The 11,058-nt window shown below is 52.2% G+C and carries 7 protein-coding genes; 1 reads left to right on the forward strand and 6 read right to left on the reverse strand.

Annotation, left to right across the window (positions count from 1 at the left end; translation table 11 throughout):
- Nucleotides 1–635, reverse strand: a 635-nt coding sequence (locus tag ACJROR_RS02560) for a hypothetical protein (RefSeq protein WP_406545723.1), incomplete at its 3' end; no start/stop codon positions are given.
- A 1,150-nt stretch (nt 636–1,785) separates the two neighbouring features.
- Here ACJROR_RS02560 and ACJROR_RS02565 point away from each other — a divergent pair.
- A complete protein-coding gene (locus ACJROR_RS02565; RefSeq protein WP_406545724.1) occupies nt 1,786–3,147 on the forward strand; it encodes a hypothetical protein in 1,362 nt (453 codons plus the stop codon).
- Nucleotides 3,148–3,653: 506 nt separating this feature from the next.
- On the opposite strand, the gene ACJROR_RS02570 is transcribed toward ACJROR_RS02565, so the two are convergent.
- The 5 genes from ACJROR_RS02570 to ACJROR_RS02590 form a co-directional block, all read right to left on the reverse strand.
- Nucleotides 3,654–5,375 (reverse strand): GTPase, encoded by a 1,722-nt coding sequence (locus ACJROR_RS02570; RefSeq protein ID WP_406545725.1) that lies wholly within the window; start codon nt 5,373–5,375, stop codon nt 3,654–3,656.
- A gap of 122 nt (nt 5,376–5,497) precedes the next feature.
- Nucleotides 5,498–7,354, reverse strand: a complete 1,857-nt coding sequence (locus ACJROR_RS02575) for a B12-binding domain-containing radical SAM protein (RefSeq protein WP_406545726.1) — start codon at nt 7,352–7,354, stop codon at nt 5,498–5,500.
- Nucleotides 7,335–8,507, reverse strand: a complete 1,173-nt coding sequence (locus ACJROR_RS02580; RefSeq protein ID WP_406545727.1) for a radical SAM protein — start codon at nt 8,505–8,507, stop codon at nt 7,335–7,337. Before ACJROR_RS02580 ends, ACJROR_RS02575 begins: the two co-directional genes overlap by 20 nt.
- Before the next feature lie 60 nt (nt 8,508–8,567).
- Entirely contained in the window at nt 8,568–10,406 is a 1,839-nt protein-coding gene (locus ACJROR_RS02585) for a hypothetical protein (protein WP_406545728.1), read from the reverse strand.
- A 171-nt stretch (nt 10,407–10,577) separates the two neighbouring features.
- Complete coding sequence (locus ACJROR_RS02590) at nt 10,578–10,979, reverse strand: hypothetical protein (protein WP_406545729.1); 402 nt, start codon at nt 10,977–10,979, stop codon at nt 10,578–10,580.
- Between the last annotated feature and the right edge of the window lie 79 nt (nt 10,980–11,058).

The raw sequence follows: 11,058 nt of genomic DNA on the forward strand, positions 1-11,058 counted from the left end.
TCATCAAGATAATTCCCGATATTCTGATAGCCGTAGTAGATCCGGTATTTCTTAATGCAGAGTCCGTCCAGATACCTTCCGGAAAAGAATCCCTCATCGTAGTGCAGATCTTCCATGTCAATAGAGCTAAAACCGGTGTTGAGAATTTCCACGGCTTTGATACCCATAAGCTCGGCTTCGGTTCTTACCACTTTTTCAGACTTGAAAATGCCGGCGATGGTGTCCATGATGCCGGGAATTTCCCTTAAGAAGACCTCAAAGGTGAGACCTGAGCACAGCGCCGTCAAAATGATTATCTGAAAAACCTTTGCCGCCATTCCGGGAGAGGCTCTGTCAGGCATGTCAGCGGACAGAACGCCGGCATCCGATCCCGCAGAGTAATCAGCATCAGGATTATTCTGACAGGCCTGAGCCTTGTTTGCGGAACCCCTCTTAAGGCGGTAAATCCCCCAGAAAGCGCAGATCAGGATTACAGAGATGATCACCAGCCAATGAAAACCGATATCCGGGAAGGGAATACAGTCAGACAGGAGCCAGAGCAGGAGCACGACGTTTGCCAGAATCAGCGCGCCGCGAACGATATAGAAGATGACATCATTCATGAATATGTTCAGTATGATGGTCAGTATTTTCATAGCAAAGTCCTCTGTGTCGCTGACGGTTTATTTCACTGCTGCATCTGTGATTTTTCGTTCTGGTCTTCCGGTTTCCTGCCTGCCGCCCTCTTGCGATAACCCGGCGCGTCAAGTCAATTATGCCCGAAGAAAATCACCCTGTTATTTTGGGCCATGGCTGAGCATTCTCCCCTTAATCCCGGCCTCGGAAGACCTTCCATCCGGCGATCTCCCAAATCTCCTGTGTCCCCTGTCTCCGACTCTCTTTTATGCGGGAGATCCGAAGAGATTCCGAAATCCGAAAAGGTTCCGGAAAGTCCTGCTCCCTTAATCATAAAACAGCAGGCACCTCCTTCCGGAAAATAAAAGTGCGGCATGAGGGGTGCTTTGATCTCGTTTATCTCACTCCCCGTTCGCCACCTCACTCCCGGCGGGCATACGGCAAGTCTCGGACATGGAAGCCAGCGCGACCGAGGCGGCAAGCACAGTCAATACCGGCGGAACAAAGGTTAAGGTTCCGGGGAATATCACCCGAACCTGCGCCCCATAATGAATGAAGTCAAAGTTTCCTCCCTGCCCATTGAGATTCCCGGCTTTCCCCGCTTCCCCGTCTGAAATCAGCATCTCAGACATTTTTCGGAAGAATGGCGCCGGAGTATTGATATCACCGCCTTTTCTGTTATGCTTTACTTTAAATGTAAGGTACAAGGAACAAAATCAAATGATCTTTCCTGAGATACGCGTGCCCATTCCGGACATCGGCGGCTTCACCATAAGCAGGGGCAATGTAAAATACTGCTACGTCTATGTCGGAGACCGGGTGCCTTCGGGGAAGGACGGGAAGACGATGCACCCGAAGTCCAGGTGCATTGGCCGGATTGAGACATCAGAGGACGGCCAGTCTGAACTGATGCCAAATACCGCATACTATGAACTTACCGGGCAGGCTCTTCCTGAGTTGGCGGTGACGGAAGGAGCAGGCAGAAAGCCACGGCGCAGGAAGCCGGAAAATTCTGCCGAAATGAAACCGGACTCGGAAATTGCCATGGGGTACGGCATAGCCATCATGCTCCTGTCAGCAGAACTGGAATTAACCGGCGCTCTTCTTAAGGCTTTTGGAGATACCCTGGGAAAGCGAATTTTATGTCTGGCTGCCTTCCTCTGCGAAGACATGCGGTCCTCATTTGACGGTCTGGATGAATTTATTGCCGCCCGTCTGTCAGGAACTGATTTTGATGTTGCTTTTGATCGCCGGGAGGCCGGTCAGGCGCTGGCTGATATCACACCGGAAAAAGCCGGTGAGTTTTATACCTTATGGAATAAAGCTCATCCGGCTGAAAAGGAAATATTCTATGATGTAACTTCCTTTTCAGCATATTCAGGCAATATCATAAGAGCGCACTATGGTTATAACCGGGATCACGATGATTTGCCTCAGATCAATCAGGGATTATTCTGTGACCGGGAAACGGGATTGCCCCTTTTTATGTGTTCCTACGATGGTTCGTTAAATGATAAATCAAATTTCAATAATGCTTTGAAACGGGCTCAGGAGCACGGGGCAGTAATTGGCAGAGACCGCAGGAAGATCTGCATTGTTACTGACGGAGGCTTCAGCAGCGCTGATGCTGACTGGAGTCACTACACTGGCTATGATGTGATCATTGGAGTCTCCGCTGATTGCCGAAAGGACGTAAGAGAAGCCTACAAAGCCTGGACAAAAGGACTTACGGAAAGCGCGCGCGCCGACTCATGGGAGATGGATGAAAACTGCTATATATCCGCTGCGATCCCGTTCAGACTTGGAAATCTGGATGGCGAACTTATGATGTACCGGGATTTGCATTTGGAATACGATAAAAGGAAACAGCTATCCCGGATCAGAGACAGCAAAAGAAGAGAACTTGAGGAAACGCATGCAGCGCCTGAAAAGAATTTTCAAAAATGGGCTGAAAGTTTTGCTCCGTATTTCAAAGTCAGTAAAGATCCCGGACGAAAAGGCTTTATTTATGAAGAGGACAAGGAAGCCTTTAGGGAAAAATGCGCATTATGCGGAAAGGTAACGATTTTTGCACGAAGGAATTATATAAAAATCACCCCGCGGGAAACGCTGAAAATATACCGTTCCATAGAGTCAGCTGAAGATTGCTTTGATACCGCTGAAAACGGGTTAAGCGACAAACGGCTTCATGTTCCCGGAGACAGACAGCGAGACGGCAAGCTTTTTGTTATGTTTGTTGCCCTTATCTTAAAAAGAGTTTTCACGAGAAGGCTTGAACAGTATCTTAAAGAAAAATCATTATCAGCAGCAATTAAAGAACTTGAAGGAATTAAGTTTTACAAAGCAAAAGACGGCTGGCGTTTGAAGGATTCGATAACACAAACTCAGCGAGAAATTCTTGAGCACCTCAATCTCAAACACCTTAATCTCAAATTGAGAGAAGATGCTCAGTTTAATACGAATAAGCTGAAACAGAGGGTAAGAAAGGGACGCCAGACAAAATTGTCAGTCCCTGCCAGCGAGGCACCATAGAGCAAGTATTCCCAGGCCCGGCAAATATTCCCAGGCGCTGTCTGACATTGGCTTTCGTGCTGTACATTATGCCCCGCAATTTCTGGAAAATAATAATTAAGAAGGGAAGCCGCCTTCGGCTGCTTCCTGTTAATGATTAAAGGGGCTCCGCCCCTTTACCCCGAAAACTGCCTCGTATTGGCGGCAACTAAAATGTCTGGCCGCCTCTTAAGGCCGGAATAAGGGGATAGCAGCCTGACGCATACGCCTCCGGCATGGATGAAAGAAAGCCCTGCTGAGGAGCTTGGTGATAAGGAAGAGGAAGGAGACAGCACCGGTAATGCCGGCAATATGGCTGGTTCTGAAACAGAATTCAGGAGGCCCCGTGCCAGAACACTCCGGAGCCGTATTGAAAGGCGCTCTCCAAAACGCGGCGATAACGGCTTCAGCAGCGGATACAATAATGCCGCCCGGCTTTCGGACGGCATCTTTTGTCTCAATCCCGCAAACTCGGCTCGGCTTTTTCTTTATTTGTCAGTGATTTCACTTTTCAGAAGATCTCGCAGGTCCTCAAGAGCGCTGATGTTTGTTTGCGTTTTTTCCCGGCATTCCACCAGACGTCCGCTGTCCTCCCGCGCCTGGAAGGCCATGTTCCGGCAGGGGGCAGTGAGCAGCTTTGAAACCTCCGAGACCATGCGGCTGATATTGCTCTTAAGCTGGTCGGAAATGTTCATGCACATGTAGCGGCACTTGTTTTCCAGCTCGGTTCTAGCCTGGGTTTCCGCCTGGAGCCGGGCCTGTTCCTGCCGGTTTCTGATCTCGGCCACTTTCCGGGGATCATATCCGCTCCGATTCCCGCTGGCAAACAGCGTTGCCAGCACTCCCAGCACTCCCACCACCGCCAGAACGGGCCCGGCATAGGGAACCAGAACCTTAAGCCCCAGGGACGGCAGAATCGTCTTCAGCGCAGTTGCGGCCAGAGAGGCGTTTACCAAAGCATCTGTGGTATTCCGGCTCCTGTCCCCGCTGGTCGGGGCCGGCAGATTTTCTGAAAACTCGCTGTCATAAGCGCCATTCTTGTCGGAAAGGCATTTTTCCAGCGCCTGAAGCACCTCCTGACTGTCCGCAGAAGAACACCGCACCACCATGTTTTCAGCGGGGGCGGCTTCACCGAGAGCCATTCCGAAATCCTGGGCATTGTCATTAAGGATAACCTTCATGTTTCCCAGAAGATCCCGGAGTTGTTCCCGGATAAGAGTGATGCTTTCCGCCACTGCCCGGTTCACCTCATTCCTTGCTCCCCCGGCATCGTTACGCATGGCCCAGATGGTTCCGGGAAGAGTGGCGGCCAGGCCCTGCATCCGGCGGTCGATATAGGAGTTAATGTCCGAGCGGAGGCATTTTTCCTGCTCCCGCACCAAATCAAGATAGTTCTTTATCTTGTCCTCGGATACGGTATGCTGCATGATGCCGTCAATAGCAGCCAGGATCTTGCCTGACTCATTGATAATCTGGGCGATCATGGTACACCAGAGACGGCCTCTCCCGGAGTTTTTAAGCTCCTGAGTAATAACCTGCACCAGCTCGTCCATATTGCTCATTTCATAAAGCTTCGGCTTGTTTTCCACACGCCCTCTTCTGGCCCGGAGCGCATTTACGGTAACAATGTCAAACTTATTCCGGAGTCCCACCTCATTCAGGTTCTGGCCGATCTTGAGCTTGATTTCGTCAATGCTGGTATCCCCGGGCTTGTTCAGACTGCCGCTCTTGTCATTGAGAACAATAATCACCTTTTTGTCGCTGTCGTGGATTTCCTTGATTCTCGTGTAATTCTGGGCCAGATCGTGAGAACCGGTATTGCTCATCACAAAAATCACCACATCGGCCTTTCTGAGATGCTCCTGGGTGATCTGCTCGTGCTCAATGGGAGCTCCCACGCCCGGAGTATCGGCAATGCGATAGCCGTTAAAGGAGTGGTACTGCACCTTGTCCGTGGTGGGCTTGTCATTCACCTCCGCCTCATCCCGTCCGATAAGCTCATTGATGATGCTGCTCTTTCCGGCGTTGTAAATGCCGTAAACCATGATCTCCGGCTGATTCTGAGCCACCTTTTCAGCTACGAAGCTTTTAATAAAGCCGATGGAGGAAGCAAGCTCCGGAGCCTTTTGTGCATAGGGTTCCGCCGTCTTCGCAATGTCAAGGGCGAGGCGCGTAATCTCCTTTCCGTAATCCGTCAGTTTTTCAGACATAGTTATCTCCTGTTCATTAGTCAGTCATGTTCATAGCAAGGGCTTGCGGAATTACCGGAAACACCCGGCTGTTACCGTTATTCCGGTTTCCGCTGCCTGCCGGAAAATCCGCCCTCTGATAATCATTCTCTGGCAAAGGCCACAAGGAACAGCTTTTCCAGCTTTAAAATAATCTCCCGAACCGAAGGCCGGGGCTTTCCGTCCCCCGGATCCTCCGGATAACGCCGGTTAACCTCCGCGGCAATCTCCCCGGCGGTAATTCTCCCGGTGCAGAGCACCAGGGTGTCCCTCTCCCGGTCGGTAAGCTCATGCCCCAGAACCATGGTGCGATCCGGCCCCTGATACTCGGCATAGCTGTTAAGCCCGATGACCCTGATGGGCCGCGAGCTCTCAAAGGGTTCTGAAAGCTCGTCTGAGGTTATCACCTCATTGTCCGCCCGGAGATGGTACCAGGCATAAACCTCCGGTGCGGCTTTAAGAGCCTCCTGCCAGTAGCCGGAGACCAGATCCGTGAAACCGCAGGAGTCAATCCACTGCCGCATCCGTTCCTCGGGAATCATGCGGTTTCGAAGCATGTTCACCATGACCTCGTTAAATTTCCGGCGCATCCGCTGCACGCAGGCATTGATCCCCCAGACATCAAATTCGGCGTTTTCCGTCTGGGGAAAGTCATCCACTGTGGTAATGAAATCCGGATCCGCGATCCTGATGCCGTAGGATGCCGCATTTCTGGTAAGCTCAGTCTCGGGAAGGGGCCAGTAGCTCACCACTCCGAGCTCCAGAACCCCTTGCCCAAGAATCAGAATTTCCTCCCCGAATTTAAGATCCTCCTCAAATACCTCCCCGGAAAACAGCGCCCCGCCCACAATGATGTTCCCGAATAACTGCGGAATCCCCGCATCCCGGCATCGCGCCACCACCTCCCTGATATCATCGGGAGTGATGTTCTTCCGGTAGGCCTTTAATACATCTGCGGTTCCGGCTTCGATGCCCAGCTGAATGCGGCTGCACCCCGCCTCCGCGAGATCCCGTATCATTTCAGGACAGCGCCGGAGCATCCCCGCATGAGCCTCGCAGAACCAGAAAAAGCTATACGTCTTCCGAAGCTCCTTAAGCCCCGCGCAGATCTCCTTTACCCGATCCGGCTTCAGGGTAAAGGTATCATCTGTAAAAAGGATCCGCCTCTTCTGCTCCGGGGGCATCTTCTTAAGACAGAGCTCTATTTCCTGAAGTACGTTATCCACAGAACGATACCTGACGGCCTTGGCTCCGGCCCCCTCATGACAGAAGGCGCAGCGAAATGGACAGCCCCGTCCGGTTATAATGGAAATTTCTGACCAGTCCTGCCGGGGGATGAGATAACAGTCCTCATCTATAAAGGGAATGGCATCCAAATTGCGGATAACTCCCCGGAGAGGGTTTTTGTGAAACACCCCGTCTTCATCCAGATAGGCAATGCCCTTAATCTCCTCAAGAGAATCCGCGCCATCCAGAAAATAGTTCAAAAGCTCCATCACGGTGAGCTCGCCTTCATAGAAGGCAATGGCATCGCATCCGGATTGTCTGAGAAAATCCTCCCCAAGGCTGGTGGCCTGGGGGCCCCCCAGGATCACCGGAATACCGTACCGCTCTTTCACATAACGAGTAAGCCAGATATTCTCGGTAACATTGGCATAGTCGCAGTAAAGACCGAGGATTTCTACCTGCTTCCTGAGACAGAGGTTATCCACAATGATCCGGCCCTGATGCAAAGTTCCAGCAAAGCCCTGCCCGGTATAGCCATTGGCATTCACCCAGGCTGACAGAATATAGATCCCCAGAAATCCGCCATAGGAGGGAATATAGTCCAGATATTTCCGGTGCACATTCAGAAATACGATGTCCCGCATCATGTCGCGTACCATGGCCCCGGAAAAGCAGTTCCCGCCGTCTCCGGGGCCGGCGGGATCATTCCCGAAGTCAGCGGTCTCTTTTTGCATTCATGGTCTCCAGCCGGGAAAGAAGTGATTTTCCGGCTCTGATGCATTCCCGGATTTCCCGCTTTTTCCGCACCAGGCGTTCCCTGAGGAGGCTGAGGCCGGTGGTTTTGAGATAACGAATAAGCTCCCTTCTGGTCTCGCAGGAGGGAGTTTTGCGGTTCAGGTCGCCAAAGCTGTTCATGGCATTGAAGGCGCAGCCGCCGTGGCAGAGATCCCAGACCGGGCAGCCCTGGCAGTCATGGGTTTTAAGGTAGCTGTCCCGCTGCCGCATGAGCTCCGCCGTATCGCTAAAGTAAAGCTCGCTTACCGTGCGGTTACGGAGACTTCCGTAGGCGTAGGACAGAGCGCTGCTGTCCCGGCCGCAGTACCCCATAAGGCCGTCGGCATAAAGACTGATAATCCCCCTGGCGCAGGCCCCGCTGTAGGAGCACTCATTTACCGGACAGCCGGTGATAATGGCATCCAGAATACCGTTCAGGGGATCTATTACCACGTCGGCATCAGCTGTCATGCTTTTTTCAAAAAGGTCCTGAAGCACCCGGACATAATTGCTGTCCACAGCCGCGGTATCCCGTCCCGCAGATCTCCCGCAGGCAATCAGAGGATTTATCCTGGCGGAAACCCCGGCTTCCCGGATAAAGCTGAAGAGCTTTGCAGTATCCGGGGGATTTTCGGTGTTAATGACCAGAAGAATCCCGCCGCAGAGACCGGCATCACTAAGAGCCTTTACCCCCTGAAGCACCCGGTCAAAGGTCGGAGAGCCGTCCAAAGCCGGTCTCTGGGCATCGTGCAATTCCCGGTAGCCGTCCATGGAAACTCCCACCCGCACGTTATACCTCTTAAAGAGTTCCAGAAAGCTCTCATTGATAAGGTAACCATTGCTCTGCATGGCAAAGCTTACCTCGTACCCGGAAAGCCGTTCCTTTGCATAGGCCATGCTGCGCTCGAGACGCTCCCGGCCCCAGAGACAGGGCTCTCCGCCGTGCCAGAGAAAGGTTACCTCCCGATGGCCGATTCTGTTAAGAAGCTCCGGAAGCTCATCCGCAAGTTTCCGGAACAGGGCTTCATCAAGAAACGCCGGCTCCCGCTCCCCCTCGCTGCAGTACACGCATCGGAAATTGCAGGCAGTGGTGGTTTTAACAACGATATTCATACCCTGCGTTACCTCCGATTTCCTCTTCCGGACAGATCCTCATCCTGACAGGCATCGCGCTTAATCGTCTGCCACCTTTTTGCTAATGCCTTCCAGGCTGGAGGATAGCGCCTTGGCCTTGTTTCTTATTTCGGCAATGAACCTTTCCTGAGTCCTGAAAAAGTTATTGGCGATGTTATCCAGATTTTCCCGGACGGTATCCTGCACATAGCTTTTCACCTGCGGGAGCACTTCGTCCAGCACATCCTCGATATTGGTGCCGCTGGCTATTTTTTCTACCTTAGTGCGTTGTTCGTAATACACGGCGCTGAAGGTTTTGCCAAACCAGGACTGCACATGCTCGATGATGCCCCGGGGATCCCGTGTTCCCACCACGGCCTCCACATACTGATGCTCCACCTCGGTATAGCGCTGGCTGACTCCGGAGGAATGAATTCCCGCAGAACCGGCAGAAAGAGTAATCCCCTGCATGACGTTAAGATTCTGCCCGATGATATCGCCGATGGCCCGGCCGATAACCTTTTTCATTTCCCGGGAGGTAATCTCCATCAGCATGCCGGAGATTTCATTTCCGGAAATGCTGCGGCCCCGGGATACCTCGGCGCTGAGATCCACCAGCTCCTTCTCCATGGCAGATTTCACCACGGAAAGAATATTCTGAGTCAGGAGGCGGGTTTTGTTCCCGATCTCCTTCTTGAAACCATCAATGTTCTTTTGCGCCTTATCCAGACTGGCCAGCACCGCGGCGATGCCCCCGAAATCCTCCGTGCCGTTCCGGACATCGGCAACGAACTTGCCGAAGGCTTCCCGGGGCCGCTTCTTCTTAAGCTCGATAATGTTCTTTGCGGCCTTTTCGGAGATTCTGTCCATGAGAAGATCCAAGTGGCTCTCCCGGAATTTCCTGGCGTCCCCGTTTTTAACGGCATCCTTGGCGAGACCGGTAGAAATGCTGATGGCCCGGTATTTGGAGGAATCCAGATCCGGGTACTGCTTCCGGAGTCTCTGGCACATGTCGTCCTCCTGCATTTTGCGGGTTTTATCATCCTTGGGGCGGGTTTCGCTGACAATGTTGCCGTCATCATCCACGTCCTCATCGAAAAAATCAGACTTGGTAATAACCACCAGGGCTTCCTGATTGGAGGCGTTCAGGAATTTCATGTACTTCATGTCCTCGGTGAGTCCCGGTTCGGAGGAATTGATGAGAAAAATGCAGAGATCCACATAGTTCAGGTATTCCTTTACCATCTCATCCATTTTCCGGAAGTCATCGGCCGTTCCCAGGGAACCGGTGCCCGGGGAATCAAACCATCTTAAGCCGCTCAGGGTGAAATACTGAATATCTCCGGTGGTATCGGTAACCCCTTCGCAGAACCATCTGCGGCCTTCGCTGTCCTTCTCGGTCATGCCGCCGGTTTTTCTGGCCTGCTCCTGACTGCTGAATTCGGTTACCGGAAGATGCTTGTAACGGTTGTCAAAGGGAGCGCTAAGGAATTCCCGTCCGGCCAGAAAATTTCCCAGAGTGCTTTTCCCGGCCTTAACGGCGCCGAATACCATGGTGGCCAGATACTTCTGATGCTCGATCATGAATTTCTTGCCGCTGCGGTTCTTTTCAAAAGCCATCTGCCAGCTGGCCACGGCGCTGGCGATTTCAGCCAGGGTAACGTTCAGGGCTTCGTCCACGGCAGTCATCTGGCCGCTCTTTTTAAATCTGACTGAAAGAGCGGCGCACTCATCGCTGAACTGCCGGATCCGCTTAACAATGTCTCCGTCCATCTGGTTCAGAGTCTGCTCGAAAGCGGTCAGCTCCTGACCGGCCCGGTCAAGGGCGCTGATAAACCCATCGGCCTTGCTGACTATATAACTGTTTTCCTGCTTAGATTCCTGAGAGGCTTCCTGCATGTTTTTTTTCCCTGAAAACTGTCCTTGCCTGACAAATATCACCTGATCCCCAAGCTCCCTCGGCCTTAGGTTTCATCTCTTTGCCGTACCTCATTTCCGCCTTCTGTTACCGCATCCTGCAACTGAATGGGCTCCCTTGCGCAAAAACGGGCTTCATTGCGGAGAAGTTTATTAACGCCCTTTGCCGCCTTTACCCGAAAACACGTATTTAACGGCGCTTACAAAGTTCCTGGCAGCATCGGCAAGCACATCAAGCTTCTTCGGGGGCTCTGCAGCGGCGGCATCATCTTCGGGAACATTACCGCCGGCGGCTCTCCTTTCGTCATCATCCTCAAACAGGCGCGCATTGCTCGGGCTCTTTAACTGCCACCACTCAGGGTCAAGATCCTGCGAATATAACCTGGGCATTTTCAGTCCCGTTTCTGCGTCATCAGCATCATCTTCAGTAACATTATCGCCGGCGTGGTTCTCTTCCGCGTCATCCTCAAACAGGTGCGCATTGCTCTGGGTCTTGAACTGATACCATTCAGGTTCCAGGTCGCTGCTTGCTAACTTAGGCATTTTAAGTCCCATTTTACTTTCTCCCGCAATAAACAAATAAGAGGCCAAATAACAGGCCAAGCATCTAAATAAGGCTGCTTAATAGCAGTAT

The sequence above is a fragment of the Succinimonas sp. genome (assembly GCF_045225735.1).
Taxonomy (GTDB): domain Bacteria; phylum Pseudomonadota; class Gammaproteobacteria; order Enterobacterales; family Succinivibrionaceae; genus Succinimonas.

Bases quoted from the DNA above. Each gene is read 5' to 3' on its own strand.
- ACJROR_RS02575 (WP_406545726.1), bottom strand. From the start codon at position 7,354: ATGCAAAAAGAGACCGCTGACTTCGGGAATGATCCCGCCGGCCCCGGA.
- ACJROR_RS02570 (WP_406545725.1), bottom strand. From the start codon at position 5,375: ATGTCTGAAAAACTGACGGATTACGGAAAGGAGATTACGCGCCTCGCC.
- ACJROR_RS02585 (WP_406545728.1), bottom strand. From the start codon at position 10,406: ATGCAGGAAGCCTCTCAGGAATCTAAGCAGGAAAACAGTTATATAGTC.
- ACJROR_RS02565 (WP_406545724.1), top strand. From the start codon at position 1,786: ATGCGGTCCTCATTTGACGGTCTGGATGAATTTATTGCCGCCCGTCTG.
- ACJROR_RS02580 (WP_406545727.1), bottom strand. From the start codon at position 8,507: ATGAATATCGTTGTTAAAACCACCACTGCCTGCAATTTCCGATGCGTG.
- ACJROR_RS02590 (WP_406545729.1), bottom strand. From the start codon at position 10,979: ATGGGACTTAAAATGCCTAAGTTAGCAAGCAGCGACCTGGAACCTGAA.